The sequence below is a fragment of the Paenibacillus sp. FSL H7-0690 genome (assembly GCF_037980415.1).
GTDB lineage: Bacteria > Bacillota > Bacilli > Paenibacillales > Paenibacillaceae > Paenibacillus_AQ > Paenibacillus_AQ odorifer.
Genome location: NZ_CP150281.1, coordinates 495,793 through 516,352, shown reverse-complemented (window position 1 = coordinate 516,352; position 20,560 = coordinate 495,793). Strand labels below are relative to the sequence as shown.

Here is a 20,560-nt window from a genome sequence, read left to right as displayed (position 1 = left end):
GGCTTAGGGACACCTTTGTTTGATTTGATATCATTTACAGGTAGGAGGCACCGGCATCTATCGGACACAGATGAACCTCTTTCTAAGTAATAGCGTCACTGGAGTCCGAAACCCTGCTCTATAGGCTAAAAATTCGCAAATAACGCCAACGGGGTCCGTAACGCTCAGAGGATCTGTCGAATCCCTCAGCTATTCACAATCCCCAATACAAATCCATCATAACCTTTGCTTCCCACCGTCTGAATGGCAGTAGCCGAAATTCTAGACTCTTCAGCCAACAGATCATAAAATTCCCGTACGCCTACTACACGAGCGTCTTCGCTATTCTCATTAATGACCTCGCCTTCACGAATCACATTATCTCCAAGGATCACCGTTCCGGGCTGGGAGAATTGCAGCGCCCACTTTAAATAGTTAGGATTATTCGGTTTATCGGCATCTATAAAAATAAAGTCGAAGGGTTCAACGCCCTCTTGTTTCATCTGAGACAGTTGCTCTAATGCATCCCCTACACGAAGCTCTACCAGATGATCCACCTCGGCAAGCGAAAGATTAGCTTTAGCTACCTGCGCATGAATGGGATCCAGCTCCAAGGTAACTATCTGTCCGTCAGACGGCAGGGCTCTTGCCATCCAAATCGTACTGTACCCGCCCAAGGTGCCAATCTCCAAAATCCGGCGTGCACCTTTCATTTGCACCAGTAGATTGAGGAATTTCCCCTGACTAGGCGAAACATCAAAGGGCGGCAACCCTGCCTGTTGATTGGTGACCAACACTTCTTCCAACACAACGTCCTGTGGAATCAGGCGCTCTGTAATATACTGATCGACTTTATCCCAAGTAGTCGTTTGATACATATTTATCACTTCTCCTTTAGTATTGATTTTGGTTTAAATGAACTTATAATTTCCACATTTAGGGATCGTTCGTAACTACGAGGAGTGTTTAGACTTCCGGTCGCTGTTGTCTCCAGATTTCTTCAATTTAAACACTGTTCATGGTTGAAATCCGGAGACAAAGGCGATCGCTACGCTCCTAAAGTTCCAAACCTCCTCTCCATTATTCCTTTCCCTAATCTCATCTTTCCAAGTTCATCTTTATATCTGTATTGTAAATCAGTTATAATCATAAATATAATATATCTTTATATTTAATTTATATATTTAATATATGAATCGAAGAATGGGAGTTTAACCATGAACCTACATGCCTTACGCTTATTCCATGTAATCGCATCGGCAGGCAGTGTGACACGTGCTTCAGAAATTTTAAATATAAGTCAGCCTGCCATCACTGCGCAGATTAAGAAGTTCGAAAAGGAACTGTCCTTTGCCCTATTTAAACCTCAAGGCAGAGGAATTGCTTTAACGGATGCAGGGGAAGAGCTTACTCTACTCGCCAAGCGACTGTTCGCCGTAGAACAACAAATTGAGCAATTCGCTCAAGATTATGTTAACGGCAGTAACGGATGTATCCGTCTAGCCGCAACGTATTTGCCTGCTCACTTTCTCATTCCTACCTGGATTGCAAAGTTTAAGCAGCAATATGAACAAGTGGAGATGATGATCACCACTACCAACTCAAGTGATGCCCTCAAGCAGCTGTTAAATGTAGATGTGGATATAGCTATTTATGGAGGAATCGCCGAGGCTTATCCAGATACAATCCAGACAGAGGAGTTATTTCAGGACGAGTTATGGTTTGTAGTCGCACCCGATCATCGTTATGCCAATCAGCAAGTTTCTCTATCCAAAATGATGAAGGAACCCTTCGTTATGCGTGAAGAAGGGAGTTCAACGCGGGAGCGATTATTATCTTTATGCCGCACATACAACACACCCGCTCCTATCATCTCTTTGCAATTTAATGGACTACATGAAGCCATCAAAGCCGTTATCGCCGGATATGGTGCAAACTTCGTTTCTTCATTAGTCGTACGCAAATATGTAGAGCGTGGAGAATTGTGCCGAGTATATGTAGAAGGCGTCCATCTGAAAAATACCATTGCGATCTGTACACGTAAAAATGAGCCCTTATCAGCAGCCGCAGTGAATTTAATTGAGATGATTCGACACAATCCTTATACGATATAGCGGAATGATTGCTCATTCCCAACAAAAGAGGCCTTCCCTTTCGGGAAAGCCTCAAAGCTTCTTTTTTTACACCGTCCGATCCAATTTAACTTCAAACGCACCTCCAGTTACATAATCCATGTACCTAGTATTTCCGTCGAAATCCAAATAAGCTTGATAGCGGGTACGAATAGCCGCTGCAGAAATCAGATCCAGCACCTTCTCCTTGGCTACCCACATCACTTCAGATGTTTCCTCCGAAGTACTTAATTCTCCACCCACGGGCTTGCAGATAAAGTCTAACATGACCTTGGTAGGAACATCCGTCTCACCGTCATACCATTTATGCATACCTGTATTCGAATACACGCCAATCAATTGAGAAACAACAACATCTATTCCACTTTCCTCTTTAATCTCGCGAATTAGTGCATCCATTAGGTTTTCTCCAACTTCCACTTGTCCTCCAGGAAATACCCAGCCACCATGATGTGTTTTTACTAAAAGAATATCTCCCTCTTCATTTATTGCAATTCCACCCACCGCTACAATATGTGTTGGCCAAGCCATAGATAGCACCTCTTTTTTTAGAAGAGTCTAGCAATTTATCGATAATCTGTAAACGATATTTTTCTACTCCATAACGCTTTAAAAGCTTCGCACTGTTCTATTAAATCATCAAACTTCCCTTCCCCAACAATTGATCCTTGATCCACTACCAATATCTTATCAACGTCTTTTATAAAATTAAGCCTGTGGGCCACAATGATGATAGTTTTGTCCTTAAATTCATTCAAAATCGTCTCCACAAGACTTTGCTCAGTGATATTATCAAGCGCTGACACGGGCTCATCCAGAATTAGAATATTTCTTTTTTGGGCAATGACTCTGGCAAACGCTAATCGCTGTCTTTCGCCTCCTGATAATTTGAGACCTTTTTCGCCCACCAAAGTATCCAAGCGATCCGGTAAATGGCTTACTTTTTCCTGCAAATGAACTTTTCCCAGAATCTCATATAGCTCTTCATCGGACAGAGTATCCTCATCAAATACAATATTATCCCTTATCGTAGCATCAAAAATCGGCGTATCTTGGGATAGATAGGAAATATGATCATAGTAGCTATTCAAACGAATCTCATCGATATCCTTACCGTCCAGTAAGAGTTCACCTTCGCCCTTTTTTAATAACCCCACAATCAATTTAATCAGCGTAGATTTCCCGCCTCCACTTAATCCGACAATAGCAACAGAAGTTCCTCGCGTAAGCGAAAAAGACAGGCTATTCAGTATCTGCACATTCCCATAAGTAAAGGACACCTTCCTAAACTCAATATTGCCTTGGAGCTCAGTGATGGCTTCTCCGGATTCCAAGTTCTTATCTTCTGGGGCAGCAATAAATTCCTCGAATCTTCTGTAGGTCACTTTATTCAGTCTGTAATCTACAAATAAAACATTAAAGATGGCAATTGGGGTATAAATTTTATCGATGAACATAAACAATGCGACCACAATACCAAGGGAGGTCTCGCCTGTGACAATGCTTTTCACACCATAAATCAGGACAACAACTTTAATGATCGTGACAAATAACTCGAATATAGCAAAAAAAGCTTCATGGATCATTTTTAGCTGAGCATTTTTATGAATGATAGTGCGTGCAGTCTGGCTTAATTTATCGATCTCTTTCTCATATCTCTTGTTGGTTCTAAAGACGACCAATTCCATAAACCCGCGGATAGAGAATCTGGACATCTTTTCTTGCTCTTGGAGAATGGCAGCCTTCATGGCATACAGAAATTTCAACAACAGATTTGTTATCAGAAAGACAACCACGTAGCCAGCTGCAATCACTAACATGATCCTTAGATCATAGAAGCTGATAAAGACTAGACTGAATAGAAGAGTAGGTAACAACTCATGTAATGTTTTGAGAAAAAAAGAAAAAATAATGCTGTTTCCAGCCGCTGCCCCGTTCTCGATCACCTTAATCATCTGCCCTGTTCCCATATCCTGATACGCTTGATAATCCATTTTTGATATTTTGGACAGTGCAAGAATCTTTAACCGCTCCGTGATGCTGTTCGATAAAAACACACTCGGGTATTCGTCTATATAATTCAGGATCGCCACCCCAGCTAGCAGAAACCCATACACCATAATTAATGTGGATATTTCACCAAAACTGTTGATTACCGTGGCCTTATCTAATATTTTTTGAAAGACAACAACCCCTAAACTACTTAACAGCTGAATGGCAAAACCCAATAAAATATAACCACATACCCACCACTTTAGATGAGCTAGACTCTTTTTTAACATATCATTTATCCCCTCTTTTAATTGAATGCAAAAAAGCCAGGCGCCCCTATCCCACTGTAAAAAACCATCCACAAATAAACGGTTTTCTAAGTTAGATAGGTTAAGTGCCTGGCTCTACAAAAATAGCTGCCCATGGCACCGTTCAAAGCTCTAGTTAGTTGTAATCAAAAGGGTAGACTCCCCCCTTGATAGCTGGTACGCGTTTCACCCAGCCCGATAACTAGTTCCTTGTAACGGTACGGAAAGACATCCATTTCACCTCAATTAAAAGAATTGACCCTATTATAATTCTGTAAGCCTTTTTATTCAAGAATTACGTTTAACGATACGTAGTCCGGCCACTTGGCCAACCTTATGTCCTTCATGAGAAGCAAACTTGATCGTAACTGCTGATTTGCCGCTCGTGATCGGCTGCGGGAGTTCATAGCGAATCGTCTCCAGCTTATTCATCTCCTCAGACTCAAGAGTGCCTACACCAAGTTGCTCCCCATCCGCCAAAATATCAAATGCCAGCGAAGTATCGTTCGACTTCAGATACGTGACCACCAAATCCACTTGCTTATCCGGCAAAACTTCCATCGTGAAGGAGAACCAGCCATTGATCCAGCTGTCCCGATACTTGCGATTGTGGATTTTACCTAAGCCTACAAATTCACCTGTGAAATTATGATCGCGTTCAGGCTGCATTTCAGCAGGTTGTACCGAATCGACAGTTAACTGCTCAAGCAGCAAGTTATTCTCCACAGCTTCGCGATATTCAGCCTCTGCCAGCTTCCACTCTTCCGGTGTGAACAAATCCCAATACACGGAATAACGATGATCATGCATAGGGTAGAACGGACGAAGCTCATGATCCCCTGTATACCCTAAACCTTTCATCCGGAACACATTATTGCTCACATTAGATTGGATGAGGTTGTCCGTCAGTGTGTCCCGATCTCCGATTAATACGGAAGCAAGGGCGCGATCGCTATTGGTCTCTGCATTTATAGGCCCAAAATCACCTGCGAGCACAAGTGGCCCGTAAAGGAATGCAACTCGGTTCGGATTATCCGGCATCGTCTCGATTCTCACCGACATCGGAATATCGTATTCGACAACGTCTCCATCCTGCCACTCTCTATCCAAAGTAAAGTAGTTAGATTTGCCTACATTTACTTGAACATCTTCACCATTTACGCTAACACTCATCCCTTGCTCAGCCCAGTAAGGATATCTTAGCTTTAATGTGAATTTCGTTGGCTGTGCTGCACTGATCCGCAGTATACCTTGTCCCTCTGCCGGGAACCTGGTCTCTTGCTGCAAGCTAATGCCTTGCTCTTTCCAAGCCACTGTAGAAGGTACGTACTGATTGACATAAAGCTCATCTGCACTATGGAAGTATATCGCCGAGCCATACATAGAATGGCTTTCCATTCCCGAACCTACACAACACGTAAAGCTTTCGAACTGCGAATTAAACGATTTATGTCCACCCATCTCGAGAGATACGAAGTAACATACCCGGCCATCTACCGGCTCCTGAGAGGCTAAGATGTGGTTATACATCGCACGTTCGTAGTAATCCGCATACGCTGCATACGCATCCCATTGGAACATATGCTTAGTCAGCTTCAGCATGTTGTACGTGTTGCATGTCTCACATGAACCTTCACCCAATCGATCATTTAACTTATCCGGTTCACCAAAATGCTCATTATAGCTGTTGCCGCCGATCACATAAGAATGATGATTCACGACCCGATCCCAGAAGAAGCGGGAAATACCTGCATAATGCTCCTGCCCAGTTACCTCATATTGTCTAGCAGCTCCGATGATTTTTGGAATCTGTGTATTAGCATGTCTTCCAGCTAGGGTATCTTTTTCTACGGCCAGATCATTAAGCACTTCCCCATGATAAAAGCTTTCCGCTAACGCGAGGAAACGATCTTCTCCGGAATCCTCTGCCAAATCCGTCAGCGCTTCATTCATGCCGCCAAACTCACAACGCAGCACCTCTTGGATCTGATCTTTACTCAGCCCTGCAAAAATATCCTCAAGCCACAGCCCCAGCTTCGTTTCAATAACGAGCGCCTTCTGATTGCCGGCCAATCGATAAGCATCGCGAAGACCTGCAAACAGCTTATGCATCGTGTAAAGCGGCACCCAACCTCCGTTGAGGTCAAAGCCCTGTGAGCGAATGTCGCCTGCCTTCACTTCCTCAAATAACTCCTTGCCACGAGGAATGCCGGAAATAAAGCCATTGCCATGCGCATCCTGACATAGCTCTAATTCATCTACTACATAATTCACGCGTTGTAGCAGCTCTTCATTTCCCGTAGAGGCATACATTAACGCACATCCAGAAATATAATGGCCTAACGTATGGCCGCTAATACCCTGAGATTCCCAGCCCTCGTAGTGAGCAGCCTTAGGCTCTAAGCCAGCATATTCGCGAAAACGCGACAGAAGCCGATCTGCCTCAAGCTTAAGTAAATAATCAGTATTTAACTCCATCGCATGGAGAAGTGGACCTGAATCAATTCGTACGTTCTGTAGATCAAAAGCTTGCGTCTTCAATGAAATCGCTCCCTCGCAATCTTGTCAGGGTTAGATGACAAGTGTATATTTGTATCCATAAGATAACACCGGAACGTTGATTTGTCGGTAGACCAGTCGTACAAATAGTGGACAAACCCGACTTATGAATACTAGGAGGACCGCATGAGCTATTTAAAAATAAATGCAGATGCACCTGTTCATTTTACAGCGGCAGGTGAATTTATCTCAGAAACACCATGGAAGCATGTGGAGCGTGTTATGGGGAACTACGAACTAATCATTGGCGTGAACGAAACGGTATATTTGAGTGAGGAGAACAAACAATTTGAAGTAGGCCCCGACGAAGCTCTTCTGCTCATGCCTAATCGCACACATGTCGGCTATAGAGAGTCACGACCCGGGGTTAAGTTTTATTGGTTTCATTTCGAACTGACAACCGAGGGGTTATTACTGAGTGAGGAGGAAATGAAGCCTGAGGCAGAAGAAATCTTTTCGCGCACACAGCGCTTATGGTCCGTACATGATCTATATCTGCCCCAAATCATAAAAATCCAACATAGTGACCGGATTCATATTCTAGCGAATCAAATCCTTCATGTGGCCAACTCGGGGTATTTAACCTATTCCAGCGTTAATTATTTGCTGACCTCGCTTTTAATTGAGCTGTCTGAGCATGCACTTCAGCCGTTCGCCAGTAAGCTGATCCGCGCACAGCAAGATGTCACCTTCGTCAAAATAGCTGAGTGGACAAGGATACATGCAAGCGAACCGCTTACCGTGGCCATCATCGCGGATAAATTCAATTACAACAAGGACTATCTAGCTCGGCTATTTAAACAGCATACCTCCATGGGGCCATTAGAATATATCCATTCAGTACGTGTGACTAAAGCGAAGGAGCTACTAACCAGAACCGCATTAAGCGTGAGGGACATCGCGACAGAGACGGGATTCACCGACGATAAATATTTCATGCGCCTCTTCCGAAAATACGAAAACATGACACCCACCCAATATCGTAACGCTTATCATAAGACGTTTATGAATAATGACTGAAGTAAAGCCACCCCTAAATATGGAGTGGCTTCTTGTTTGGGTATTGTCTATTGGATAGAATGAACTTCACACCAATTACGTAGGAATTGCAGATTAGTATTGAAGTAATGATCGTTTTGCCACCCACAACTCCAAACCTGTGCGTTCCCTGTGTGCAGACCCATCAACCATATCTCCCGGATAGCAACAAATATAGGGATTGCCTTTAAATCGTTCTCAGATAATACTTTATGCTTTTGGTATGAATCCAGGAAAACAGTCCATTGTTCATTGTCAAAATGCTCTCGTTCTTTCCCTCTAACCCTTGACCACAGAAACACGGAAACATCATAGGCCCTCCAGCCAAAACCTCCGCAATCAAAGTCGAAATGAGTCAGGGTATCCTCGTAGAAATGTACGTTCGCTCCATGAAGATCACCATGACATGCCCCCCAATCCAGCTCTGATGAGATTTCAGCTATGCTATTTGCCAATACTTCCGACAAAGATTCTAGATAATCGATATCCTCTTGCCTGTGGGATAAAGGCTTGCGAATCGATTGAAGCGGTTCTTGAAGCAGATGATCCAGATTAAGCGTAAATCTTTGCTGCCCACATTCGAAATCATCCATAGCCAGATGCATCTTAGCCACTTGTTCACCGTATAATTCACAGCTAGCTTTTTCATCGGAATAATTGCCTTTTGCAAAAGTAAACAGAACTGCGTAACGTATTCCTTCAGGAGCCTCCAGCTCAATTAGGTAACCACCCTCCCTGCTGATTACCGGAGCCGATACAGGGATATTCTTCTTATTTAAGTGATTCAATAACTCCAGTTCAAAATCAATCTCATGTTTATTTCGCCAATGAGCTTTATAGATCCTAAGAATGTATTTATCAATAGAGGTCTTTAGTAAATAGGTATCATTAAGTCCGTTCTCATAAAAACTACACTCCAAAACATCCCCGATTTCATAAAGATCATTAATTACGGGTACTATGGCATGGGAAGAAATTACGGAATGATACACCGGCAGTTTCAGCATATAAATCACCCTTCAACGTTAATTGCTACTCACTATTTATTTTCACGTTTGGCCCGTATAAAGGCGAGGGATTTATTAAATATAGCTAAACTTTCCGCATCGTTAATTTAATTGCTCTATAATGCTCTGCTTCGATATTGATCGTCTAACAAACTGAACCATACCAGTCTGGACAAGTAAAATAACCAAGAAATACAGGAAAATAGCACTCCAAGGGAATTGGTATTGAATGTAGGAAAGCCCCCCCATATTCCCTGCACTCTTACTTATCATGTATCCCATTAGATTGCCCGTAAAAAGAGCCATCGTAAAGCTTCCAACCACTAAAAATCCTGTTTCATAGGTTAACATAGCCATTAATTGTTTTCGGCTCATTCCTATGGCTTGCATAAGGCCTAGCTCCCCTTTTCTTGCAGAAATAGTGGTGATTATGGTGTTCAAGAGATTGATCATACTGAATACTGCTATAAAAACCATAAAACTATACACTGAAATAGTGATAGTTCTAAAAGCAATTCTATTGGATTCCACAACTTCGGAAAAAGACAATAATTTGAGTGTATCCTCATTGAGAATCACACCCTCTAACTCACTCTTTATTAACTCTTCATTCGATTTATCCATAGTAATAACTTCGTAGCTCTTATTGCTATTAAAAGGGGCTACAGTTTGCATTACTTTGGGTGGAAGATAAAATGAAGTTCCTGAATTCTTATCCGTAATATCTCCAATGATCTCAAAATCATGTTTAACCTTCTCCTGATCATTAGCAATTATGAATGAAATATGATCACCGACAGCGTAATGAGCCCCGTAATAATCTAAGTCACTACTGGCGCTGTTAAGGAGAATGTAGGATGCATCCGACGAATCAACATCTGGGATCTTCCCCTCAGCCAAATGACTACTCCATCTTTCGTTGTTTAACGTAGGGATATTCTCAATACTGACTATCGCGGCCCCATCATCCGTTTTTATTCCTTCGATAGCAGCTTCAATATACTGATGTTCGATTACGTCCTCAACTTCATTTATAGCTAGGATTTTATTTTTTAAAGAAGTAGATAGTTGCCCTTCCGTCTGAAGATCACTTAATGAGGTTGTTTCAGAATACAACTCATTATTAATTTGAATATCAAACCGACCATGATTCGGAAAATATTTCTCTGCTTTTGAGATTGGATCGACCGAGTTTAATAATGTCCCCAAGGAAACAAATAGCGTTCCGCTTAAAAAAAGAGACAGCAAAGTTAACACCGTCTTTTTCCTGCTTCTTGATAAGTTCAATGCAGCTAAAGAAAATGGTGTGAGTCTTTTCGAGTTTCTTTTCTCCTTTTTTGTATTAACATCGGCATCTACATGTCTAATCGCTGTTATAGGAGAGATTCTTGATGCGAATTTAGATGGTGCGTTTAATGAAGCTCTAACTGTTACTTTGGTGAGCAAACCGGCTAAAAAGGCAAGTGAAAAACTTGGAACTGCATTCCAGTGAAAGCCACTTAAAATCCAGCTCATTAAACATCCTAAGATAACTCCAATAGGGATATATTTTCTTGAAAGATTTTTCCCTTCATATAGAACTAGCTGTTTTATCTGCTTTTTTGTTGCACCGATTGCTCTAAGTTGTCCGTATTGTTTAATTCGCTTAGTAATTGAAATATAAAAGATATTGTAGATAACTAGCCAACAAGCCAGTGCGATGATCAGCATGATAGACAGGATGGATATCACAGTGCTTCCTGACAGATTATTACTGTCCACATTTACATTATTGATCTGAATATTTCTCTCAGAGATACCCATTCGCTGCCCTATTTCTTTGATTTTTGACTTCAGTTCCTCGTTGGAATAACTGCTGCTGTTGTTGATGCTAATTGCCGCGGAGAAATCCTCTTTGGAAATAAATGGATCTGCCTCAACGAACGCGCTTGATACCAGAGCATTGTAGCCGATTCGATTCTCGTTACCTGATGCGGTTGTTTGCAGAATTCCAGAAATCACAAATTGGCTGGTTTGAAATTCTTTGCTGGCATTGTTTCTAAATTGCAAAGAAATAGAATCGCCAAGCCCCAGGCTTCGATCATCGGATAACTGAAAGTCTTTTTCTATTGCAATTTCATTTTCTTTTGTAGGGAACTTCCCCAGAACGATATTGGCATTTGATAAATCCATCATGGCTTGATCCGTGTAGAGAATGGACAATAAGCGTTCTTCTTTTTTCTCTCTGCCTATTTCCTTATAGAGTCCGATTTTATTAATTCCCTCTATTTCTTTCAATCGTGAGATTTCATTGTTATTGAGATTATAGAATAAAGCCTGGAAATTCGACTCATGTTGTAGGTTAGTAAAAGAATTATAACCAAAGGTCATTACAACAGTTAATAAAAACGCAGCTAAAGCTATCACACTGCCTACAAAGTAATTTTTGGTTTTTTCCGCTTTTAAATTTGCTTTTGCAATTCTTATCATTGCTGTTTTATTCTGTATGGACATTGATACATCATCCTCCTATCGTATAACAAATATTCCTCCCTTTGCATCATCAAGTGAATACTTTCACTATTTATTCTATAGATAATATTCTCCAACAAAGATCAATCACCCTTTAAATAGATAATATATACTATATTTACTATTCATATAATATATGGATACAACAAAAAAGACTTCCCCCTCTGGAGCGTTTGAGTATCTCCAAATTAGCGGAAGTCTTTTTATGCTCAATATGCCTTGTGTAGCAAACATTTAGATTAATAAATTACGCCTCGGCACTTCTCTCCTGAAGCGCACCGACCAACGGATTCCACCGCCAGCGCGGAGTCAATCCTTGCAGATGTACACCTCCAAACCACTCATCGCTGCCATTCTTCTGCACCCAGTCTTCGTTTCCAGCTATTACACTCTTACCTAGCTCTGTTAATACAAGCTCACAGTCTTTAAATTGCATTACTGAATCGTTATAAACAGGGAACTCATTGCATCCATGGGTTTGTAGCAAAGGGTACGTGCCTTGTACCATCTTTCTTAGGATATGCCAATATTGCAGGTCGCCCATTCCTAAGATGTTAAGCTTATCACCCACATTTTTGAACAGCTCATAGGGTGATTTTATTCCCTCACGGATCATCTCCAGCGTGATTTGTTCTACGATGCCAAGTCCGTTTGTAGTAGAAGGAAAGCGCGATAAATGCGCCCGGAAGGCGTCATGTGCAAAGGGTAAAGCCGATGTATCTGTAGTTAATCGTTGTTGCAGCAATTCTGGATTCGGTGATACATAGGCTTCCCAGAGTGCTTGACCTGCTTCTAATTCTTTGGCTCCGATTAGCTTCCATGTGCCTGATAATGTTTCCATCTGCTCTATAGAAAGTTGTCCAAGTCCTCGAAATAACTTTATTCCCGGATACTCTCCAATGCATAGTAAGCTTAGCTTGGTGGTTAACATTATCTGCTTCGAGAACCAATGGAGTAAATAACTGAGCATCGTCTGATCGAAAAGGTCATGCTCGAACCATAACACCACTTCTTCATATTTATGGAAATCAGCTAAAATCTTCTCTTGCCTCTCACTATTGGCGATAAATTCCCTCTGCGGAATCCCCATCGTTTGTTCCAAATATTGCGCTCGAACAGCGCGGTTATCTCCATCGGCAGGATCCAAAAATACCGGCCCATGCGAATATACCTCTCTCCACACTAGTACATCACCTTTCACGATTCCTTGCCGCAGCTTCTCTCCCACTACATCTCCATTTACAATGTGAAGCACAGCTTTTCCCCCTTCGTACAAATGGTTGAATACGGAAAGAACATCTGCTACAGGCAATGCACCTTTCAGCTTGCGGCGGGCATCAAAAAGTCGCTTCTTCAACACCGAAACCGAAGTCCCCAGAAAGTCAGCAATCTCTTGTAGTGAGTAGCCTTGAAAATAATATAATTGAACGGCAATCCGCATATTGGACGTTAATGCAGCTATAGACTCGTGAACCAGCCGTTGGGTTTCCTTTTTCTCAATAATATCTGCTATAGAAAATGAAGATTCTGTCGCTTGCGCAGCTTCCTCGTAGGGTAATGCAGGATGCTGCTTTCTTCGCAAGATGCGATAACATTGCCGCACCACAATAGCTTTAAACCAGCCCGGGAATGCCTCTACTGCTCGTAATTTATTCAAATGCAAAAAGGCTTCTGTGAAAGCTTCCTGCACAGCATCTTCCGCTAATTGATAGTCACGCAGCTTTTCGAACGCAACTGCATTGGCCATCGGTGTAAAGTGCTTAACAATCTGTTCAAAAGCTTGTCGGTCTCCTTGTTTAGCCTCTTCGATATACTGAAGCATCTGTCCTCCGCTCCCTTCTTCCGTATTATATACAAGTGCCAATGAAGTTCCTAAAGGTTACGGATGGGATTGAAAAGTCAGACGTTATTTATTTTTTCCTATTACATCCTTTGCAACTTCTAGAGCTGAAGAGGCTCGCGGCCAACCTACATAAAAAGAAAGGTGGGTGATGGCCTCCACGATTTCTTCAAGTTGTAAGCCGTTCTCTAAAGCCAAGTGCAGATGATAGGGGAGTTGTTCCGTCATGCCCCCCATCACCAAGGCAGAAATCGTAATCATGCTACGATCCCGAAGTGATAATTGCTCACGTCTCCATAAGTCCCCAAATAACACATTTTCCGAGTAGTCGACGAATGCCGGAGCGAACTCCCCTAACGATTCCCGTACATTTGTGACGATTTTCTGATGCGCCATATTACACCTCCCTAACCGGAGGTTGTAGCATTTGAGCAACACCGTTACCAAACGACCAATCTTCGAATTCCGTATCGACGAGCACAATGAATATATCTTCTTTTCTGATGTTTAGCGTCATCGATAATTCCTCGGCTAGCCTCGCGTAAAAGCTTTTCTTCTGTTCCGTTGATCTTCCGGATTTTAGCGTAACTTGGATATATATCAGTCCGTCGCTTCGTTCAATATTTAAATAATCTTTACTATAAAAAAATTCCCCCGCTTTATGCGCATGAAAAACCTGAAACATATCATCCTCCGGTACATGGAAATGCTGAATTAACGCGCTCATAATCGCTCTGCATATTCCTTCTAGCTGATGAGTGTCGTATTGTTGCTCCAGATAACTGACTCTAATGAATGGCATTATAATTCACTCCTTCTTTGGAATTCTTTTATTGTACTCTCAGTATTTTGATTTATATAATTGAATAAGATAATAATCTTAATCAATTATACCGATAGAGGTGACAATCGATGGATCTAAAAGAACTGATGGCTTTTAAGACCATTCTTCAAGAAGGCACTTTCTCACGCGCTGCAGAGAAGTTGAATTATGCACAGTCTACTATTACCAACCAAATTCAACGACTTGAAAAAGAACTGGGCATACAACTCTTTCACAGAGGCTGGGAAGTAGAACTGACAAGTGCCGGGCAAGTTTTTGCAGGGGAAATCGATAACCTTATTCAACATTGGAACTATGTAACAGAACTCACCAAAGCTTTACAGCATGACGAAATTGGTACACTTCATATCGGAAGCATTGAATCCATGATGGAATCCGTCCTACCGAACGCCTTGCGAAAGTTTCAGGAGCAAAAACCAAAGATGGCATGTAACTTCATTCAGGGTAACACTGATTCCCTCTCACAACTTGTTCTACAAAGAGAACTGGATTTCGCCATCTGCGGTGAGCCGTCCGACCTGTCTTTCTTTTATTTCGAACCGCTTTATCACGAGAAAATCGCTTTTATAGTAGATGAAAATCATCCTTTAAACGGACGAGACGATATTTCATTTCGAGAAATTCTTGAATATCCAATTATAGCTGGAGGACGCACTTGCTTATATTACCTTCGGTTAGCTAAGCAATTTTCGAGATTCGAATCAAAGCCCACTTTATCCACCATAAGCCAAATTTCTGCTATTCCTCATTTTGTAAGAAAGAACCCTGGGGTGGGGGTAGTGCTTGATTCGACAGCTTTAATGACAGATATCGTAAAAATAGATGTTGAACTAAGCGAGCCGTTCATTCAAGTGGGTATATTGCAGCGGCGCAACCGAGAATATCTAGCAACATCATCTAAAGAACTAATCCTACAAATCATAAAAGAAGAAATTGAGAGGATTAGTAATGCTAATCCTACGCTCCACATTTGAACCTCAAGCTAGTTCCATATATGATAGCTTTATCATCGTTATCAGGGGAGGATTCATAGAAGTGGCAGTATTAATCAATGAACAAATCAGAGCATCCGAAGTAGTTCTTACAGGACTTAGGGGTGAGAAGCTGGGTATCGTCTCACGGGAAGAGGCGCTGGCCATGGCCAGATCAGCAGGAGCTGATCTGGTATGCACCTCGCTAATGAGCAGCCCACCGCCCTGCAGCCTAACTGCAAAGGGCAAAGCAAAAGCGGCCGCACAGAAAGAAGCAGCCTCAGCACGCAAGGCCAGTGGTGGCTCAGCTGCAAAGGGCGGCAGCAAGGAGAAGGCCAAAGAGCTCCGCTTCACTGCTCATATTGAAGAGCATGACTACGATACGAAGCTCCGTCAGGCCGAGAAGCATCTACGCTCCGGCAAGCCGGTGCAATTAGTTGTCAAAGCATCCGGTGCGAAGGAAGCTGCTGCCGCAAAGACGGTACTAGAACGCCTCGTAGCTGACCTCAAGGAAGTCGGAGTCAAAGATACCGGCATCCAGACAGGCGGCAAAGGTTCACAGGTGAAATTAAATCCACGGTGAAGAGTGGAATTTCAGATAATTTAGGCTCAAAACCAAAATTAGTAGACCATTTCATGAAAAAGCTGCTGCTATCAGCAAATGTAGCTTAATTGCGAGCAGAATTCAGAATTGCGTTTGGACACCACAGCCCTTATTCGTAACTATTTCGCTGTTCTGGGATGCTAACGGACTTCAGAGACTTTATATCACTAAAATAGCACGATATTCCCTCCATTTATGGAAAATAAGATCTCTCGAGTCCGCAACTTCCTCCAAAAGGCTTAAAATGTACAAATAGCTGCATCTAAGTCCGTTAGCACAATAGCAAGTGGAAATCAGGAACTGGGCAAGGGGCATGATTCTTATATGCAAGCAAAAGCGCCTTCGGTGCCCCTAAAGGACGGTAAGCGTTTATGCGAGAAATAGAAGGATAATGTATCGTGCCAAACTTATACTTTCTTGTATTATTAAAAAAGGCCATCCTCTACAGGATGGCTTTTCACTTCATAGACAATGTTCTTGCTCGCTCTTAATCAGTCACCTTAAACATGATTACCCATTAATCCCCTTGGGCGATAGTTCATACCCCCAGCATAGAGGTGGGAGACATCTCCCAATCCAATACATCTGGGAACTGCATAGTGCTCGCTGCGCTCTTCAAACAAGATCGTCGTTACCGAGCTTGGAGCAAGCCAAAATACGGACCAAGCCAAGGCTAAAGGAATCTGCAATAAATGGGCTAGCCATGCAAGGCCAAAGCCACCATGACACACAACTCCAATCTTCTTGGTAGAAGGCTCGAGGATACGATATAGGCCATCTTCTCTTTTATAGTGGTGGCGAAGCAAGAATTGATCTGAAGCCGCTTGTAGTTCGCTAAACCGCAATTTGTATTCCTCTTGTTTTAACCAATGATCTGTTTGATCAGACCATTCTCTTTTTCCACTCGATAGTTCACTAATATGTTCTCCGGGACTATCCCATATAGGCGCCATTTGTCCATCCAACATAACCCCTGTCCAATCCAATTCACAAGTCCAAGGTTCTGTCTGAATTACAAGTCCCGTCTCTTTGGCCACATAACTTGCTGTTGTCTGTGCTCTACCCAATGGTGAAGCATATAATTCATCCAGTCCGATAGATCCCATGCGTTTTCCCAATGCCGCTGCTTCCTGATGCCCGAATTCCGTTAGATCATCTATGGAATAGTCCGGATCACCATGACGAATCAGAAATATTTGCATAACAATGCCCTCCTCCCCTCAAATCCAGCCTTTTTCTTCCGCCAGCCGTACCGCCTCAATCCGGCTTTTCACTTCCAGCTTATTGAGTATTTCAGAGATGTAATTGCGGACAGTGCCATAAGACAGATGCAGCGAAAAGGCTATCTCGCTCGCGGTTTGCCCTTCTCCAGCCAGTTTTAAAATCTCGCGCTCCCGTGCTGTTAATGGATTCTCCTCCCGCAGACTGCCGAAGACTAACTCAGGAGATACCTCTCGATGTCCAGCCATGACACGACGAATAGATTCAGCTAGCTTATCTACAGGCTCGTCCTTCAACAAATACCCTTGAATACCAGCCTTTACTCCACGCTCAAAATACCCTGGACGGGCAAAGGTGGTCAAAATAATAATTCGGGTCGGACAACCCTTACTCCGCAATATTTCTGCAACCTCCAGCCCGCTCTTGAACGGCATTTCAATGTCCATGAGACAGACATCTGGCTGAAGCTTGTCGATTAAAGCTAACGCCTCCGCCCCATCACAAGCTTCTCCGACTACTTCGATATCGTCTTCAAGATCCAGCAAAGAAGCCATCGCTCCCCGAAGCAGACGTTGGTCCTCCGCTATAACAATGCTTATCATGCAGTCTCACCCCCTTGTGCATCTTTTACGATTAGCGGGATGGTAACGATCAGCGTAGCTCCCTGACCCTCAGCTGAGCTTAGCGACAGGGAGCCATCAATCAGGGATAGACGCTCTGCCATTCCCTTCATGCCATTTCCATCGCTAAGCCCACCATTCCCTCTCTCCCCATGCTGTAGACCAATGCCGTTATCCTTAACGGTAATTCGCACTTCTCCAGCCAGCTTTGCCACTCCTATGAAGCATTTGTCCGCTCTACTATGCTTTACGATATTAGTCACTGCTTCTTTGATACAGAGGCTGAGGATATTTTGCGTCAGATCGGATACCCCCTCCAGAGAGATATCCCCTTCCACTTCTAAGGCGATCTCTGCCGTCCGCAGCATCTCTCCAGCTTCAGCCAGTTCCTCTGCTACTGAGACCGCACGCATTTCCGACACTAGCTCACGTACTTGACGGAGCGCAGCCCGTGAAGTGCGCTGAATTTCCCGCGCCTCCTCTTGGGCTCGCTCCGTATTTTTCGTCACCAGCTTCTCTACGAGTTGGCTCTTTAACGTAATCAAGGACAAGGTATGACCAAGGGTATCATGCAGGTCACGGGCGATTCGCATTCGTTCCTCACGCTTCACCAGCTCTTTAATCACCTCATTGGCTTGATCCAGCTCTTTCTCCAGCTTCTGATTCCGATTCATGGACCTCACTCCGAACGGACTAATCAACATAATAATAATAAACGGAGCTAAAAACATCACGCTACCCCACTCCATCTCACGACCCACTAAGACCAGCACCGAAAGGATCATGATCACAAAAGAAGCAAATGCAATTTTGAACCCTTTATTCTCCGTATAATATGCGATAAAATTTGCGGTGAAAAAGCCCATGTACAGATTATAGGGGGTATAGAACAAACTAAGCACCACGATGATTAACATTTGAATAAATAACCAAACATTAAACACTCCACCCCGCACCCAATACAGCTGGCGATAGCTGATGGCAAACACCGCTATCATAATCCCGCCCAGGATGAGCTTCATTCCAGTCTCCCCGCGCAAATTCAGGATGGGCAAAACCAGATAAACAGCCCATACAAAAGGGAAAAAACCCTGTTTTTGTGGAAATAACCGGAACTTCGCACGCTCAGCCATTCATTCACACCGCTTCCTGTTTTTTTCGAATATAGACCGATAGTAACATAAAAACTACCAAATATCCGAGTAAAATCAAGACATTACTCCACGTCGGAGCTGATCCACGAACGATCTCCCAGGCTCCATTCCCATAGTTATAGGAAGGCAACCAATGACCAATCCGCTGCATTAATCGTGGCAGTATCTCAATCGGCATCCACATGCCTCCTGCTACAGCAAGAGCCATATAAATCACGTTGCTGACTCCACTGGCTGTATCCACCCGTTTCATAGCACCTACAAGCGTACCAATCGCTAAAAATGGTAGAGAACCGATCAGGATCCACAGCCCGCTAAGCACCCATTGACCTGCGGATAAAGAGACGCCATTGATTAAATAGCCTGCGATAAAAATACAAATGACCGAAAACAGATGCATCATCGTCTGTCCGAACATTTTTCCGAAAAAATAGATCGATCCCGGCAGCGGTGTAATCCGAATAAAGGTGGTCCAGCCTTGTGTTCGTTCTTGCACCAACCGGATGCCAAGCGTCATAATGGCTGAGCCCATTACACTGAAGGTCGCCATAGACATTAAATAATGAGCACGCCACGTTAGGTCATCGCTACCTGTATTGACCACCCGGGTGAAGATGAAATAGAACATGATGGGCATGAGCAAAGACCAGAACACATAATAGGGATTACGGATGATCCGCAGCATTTCCGCTTTACACTGTACAGTAATTAGTCTCATGGTTAGACAGCCTCCTCTTGGTTCATGGTCAATTGTTCAAAAGCCTCATCCAAACGTCCCTGATCAATTCGAACATCTTTCACAGGAAGTCCAGCCACAAAAATCGCTTTAAGCGCCTCATCTGTATCCTCTGTGGTCACGTGAATGCGGCCATCTTTTTCATAACAATCCTCTATAGCAGCTAGGTCTAGCAGGTTTCTGCGCAATTGCGAGCGATCACCCACAGGCAGGAAGGACACGGAACGCTTCACAATCCGCGATTTAATCTCATCTGGACTTCCGTCCGCAACTAAGTGTCCTTTACTGAATAATAGAATACGATCCGCGATATCTTCTGCTTCCTGCAAATAATGGGTCGTGAACACAATCGTTTTTCCTTGCTCCGCAAGTCCACGAACCGTTTCCCAGAACCGCCGCCGGGAAGTAATATCAAGTCCGACTGTAGGTTCATCGAAAAAGATCAGCTCCGGATTACCCGCGAGGGCTAGCGCAAAGCCCAAACTACGCTTTTGACCGCCCGAGAGCTTCTCGGCGTATCTATTCAAATCGGCTGGCGCAAGTCCAGTAGCCTTAATTAGAAACTCCATATCCATAGGCTTTGGATAATAGCTGCGGATCAGATCAATGATCTCCCGCACCTTTAGCCGATCCATTACACTTACCTCCTGCAGCATCGCTCCAGTCTTTTCACGTACTGCTTTATCCTTCGGATGATGACCGAACAACTCCACTGTACCCTCGGTAGGCTCTATTAGCCCCAGCAGCATGCCTAATGCCGTTGTTTTCCCCGCTCCGTTCGGTCCCAGAATAGCTGTAATCGAACCTTTAGCAATGTTAAAGCTGATATTATCTACGGCCTTTTTATCCTTATATATTTTGCTGACCCCGTGCATTTCTATAATATTATCCATAACGTAATCCCTCCGCTTCCGAATGCGTTTGATCTATTTCAATCATATGGAAAAAGAAGACATGACATTAGTATGGACTGTCATTTCTTTAAGATGACAACTGTCACCTTCCTGGCTTCGAATAAAAAAAAGAGGCTGCCCTATCAGTAGA

Annotated in this window: 18 protein-coding genes; 4 read left to right on the top strand and 14 right to left on the bottom strand. The window is 43.2% G+C overall.

Translation table 11 applies throughout. The features are described from left to right. Positions 1-185: 185 nt before the first annotated feature. Positions 186-857 (bottom strand): O-methyltransferase, encoded by a 672-nt coding sequence (locus tag MHI32_RS02395; protein WP_076124611.1) that lies wholly within the window; start codon positions 855-857, stop codon positions 186-188. 339 nt (positions 858-1,196) lie between these two features. Between MHI32_RS02395 and MHI32_RS02390 the strand changes: the two genes are divergently transcribed. Then, a complete protein-coding gene (locus MHI32_RS02390) occupies positions 1,197-2,093 on the top strand; it encodes a LysR family transcriptional regulator (RefSeq protein WP_340011834.1) in 897 nt (298 codons plus the stop codon). A 66-nt stretch (positions 2,094-2,159) separates the two neighbouring features. Here MHI32_RS02390 and MHI32_RS02385 read toward each other — a convergent pair whose 3' ends face one another. The 3 genes from MHI32_RS02385 to MHI32_RS02375 form a co-directional block, all read right to left on the bottom strand. Continuing rightward, on the bottom strand, positions 2,160-2,642 hold the full coding sequence (locus MHI32_RS02385; protein WP_076101239.1) for an NUDIX hydrolase: 483 nt from the start codon (positions 2,640-2,642) through the stop codon (positions 2,160-2,162). A gap of 35 nt (positions 2,643-2,677) precedes the next feature. Then, positions 2,678-4,393 (bottom strand): ABC transporter ATP-binding protein, encoded by a 1,716-nt coding sequence (locus MHI32_RS02380; RefSeq protein WP_340011833.1) that lies wholly within the window; start codon positions 4,391-4,393, stop codon positions 2,678-2,680. A gap of 306 nt (positions 4,394-4,699) precedes the next feature. Continuing rightward, a complete protein-coding gene (locus MHI32_RS02375; RefSeq protein ID WP_340011832.1) occupies positions 4,700-6,952 on the bottom strand; it encodes a beta-L-arabinofuranosidase domain-containing protein in 2,253 nt (750 codons plus the stop codon). A gap of 144 nt (positions 6,953-7,096) precedes the next feature. On the opposite strand from MHI32_RS02375, the gene MHI32_RS02370 reads away from it, so the two are divergent. Further along, the gene (locus tag MHI32_RS02370; protein ID WP_076218986.1) at positions 7,097-7,990 is read left to right on the top strand and encodes a helix-turn-helix transcriptional regulator; all 894 of its coding nucleotides are present in this window, start codon (positions 7,097-7,099) and stop codon (positions 7,988-7,990) included. 47 nt (positions 7,991-8,037) lie between these two features. Here MHI32_RS02370 and MHI32_RS02365 read toward each other — a convergent pair whose 3' ends face one another. The 5 genes from MHI32_RS02365 to MHI32_RS02345 all read right to left on the bottom strand — a co-directional run bounded on the left by MHI32_RS02365 (position 8,038) and on the right by MHI32_RS02345 (position 14,168). Then, positions 8,038-9,015: a phosphotransferase gene (locus MHI32_RS02365; RefSeq protein ID WP_076282338.1), complete on the bottom strand. Its 978-nt coding sequence runs from the start codon at positions 9,013-9,015 to the stop codon at positions 8,038-8,040. 102 nt (positions 9,016-9,117) lie between these two features. Beyond that, positions 9,118-11,508, bottom strand: a complete 2,391-nt coding sequence (locus MHI32_RS02360) for an ABC transporter permease (protein ID WP_280753307.1) — start codon at positions 11,506-11,508, stop codon at positions 9,118-9,120. Between the two features lie 265 nt (positions 11,509-11,773). After that, complete coding sequence (locus tag MHI32_RS02355) at positions 11,774-13,348, bottom strand: sigma-70 family RNA polymerase sigma factor (RefSeq protein WP_340011831.1); 1,575 nt, start codon at positions 13,346-13,348, stop codon at positions 11,774-11,776. An 84-nt stretch (positions 13,349-13,432) separates the two neighbouring features. Then, positions 13,433-13,762 carry a carboxymuconolactone decarboxylase family protein gene (locus tag MHI32_RS02350; RefSeq protein WP_076124622.1) on the bottom strand — a complete coding sequence of 110 codons (330 nt, stop codon included), beginning with the start codon at positions 13,760-13,762 and terminating at the stop codon, positions 13,433-13,435. Between the two features lies 1 nt (position 13,763). Next, positions 13,764-14,168 (bottom strand): tautomerase family protein, encoded by a 405-nt coding sequence (locus MHI32_RS02345; RefSeq protein WP_076124624.1) that lies wholly within the window; start codon positions 14,166-14,168, stop codon positions 13,764-13,766. 110 nt (positions 14,169-14,278) lie between these two features. Between MHI32_RS02345 and MHI32_RS02340 the strand changes: the two genes are divergently transcribed. Both MHI32_RS02340 and infC read left to right on the top strand, forming a co-directional pair. Beyond that, on the top strand, positions 14,279-15,184 hold the full coding sequence (locus MHI32_RS02340; RefSeq protein ID WP_076124625.1) for a LysR family transcriptional regulator: 906 nt from the start codon (positions 14,279-14,281) through the stop codon (positions 15,182-15,184). Positions 15,185-15,245: 61 nt separating this feature from the next. Next, a complete protein-coding gene (gene infC / locus MHI32_RS02335; RefSeq protein ID WP_280753311.1) occupies positions 15,246-15,764 on the top strand; it encodes a translation initiation factor IF-3 in 519 nt (172 codons plus the stop codon). A 521-nt stretch (positions 15,765-16,285) separates the two neighbouring features. Here infC and MHI32_RS02330 read toward each other — a convergent pair. From MHI32_RS02330 to MHI32_RS02310, 5 genes are read right to left on the bottom strand one after another with little or no spacing between them, the layout of a single operon-like run. Further along, positions 16,286-16,987, bottom strand: coding sequence for a histidine phosphatase family protein (locus MHI32_RS02330; protein WP_340011830.1), 702 nt, complete (start codon positions 16,985-16,987; stop codon positions 16,286-16,288). Between the two features lie 18 nt (positions 16,988-17,005). Then, complete coding sequence (locus MHI32_RS02325; RefSeq protein ID WP_036682756.1) at positions 17,006-17,608, bottom strand: response regulator transcription factor; 603 nt, start codon at positions 17,606-17,608, stop codon at positions 17,006-17,008. Continuing rightward, the gene (locus tag MHI32_RS02320; RefSeq protein ID WP_076124630.1) at positions 17,605-18,759 is read right to left on the bottom strand and encodes a sensor histidine kinase; all 1,155 of its coding nucleotides are present in this window, start codon (positions 18,757-18,759) and stop codon (positions 17,605-17,607) included. Before MHI32_RS02320 ends, MHI32_RS02325 begins: the two co-directional genes overlap by 4 nt. A gap of 4 nt (positions 18,760-18,763) precedes the next feature. Continuing rightward, entirely contained in the window at positions 18,764-19,498 is a 735-nt protein-coding gene (locus tag MHI32_RS02315; RefSeq protein WP_036682760.1) for an ABC transporter permease, read from the bottom strand. Positions 19,499-19,500: 2 nt separating this feature from the next. Further along, positions 19,501-20,409 carry an ABC transporter ATP-binding protein gene (locus MHI32_RS02310; protein ID WP_076124631.1) on the bottom strand — a complete coding sequence of 303 codons (909 nt, stop codon included), beginning with the start codon at positions 20,407-20,409 and terminating at the stop codon, positions 19,501-19,503. Between the last annotated feature and the right edge of the window lie 151 nt (positions 20,410-20,560).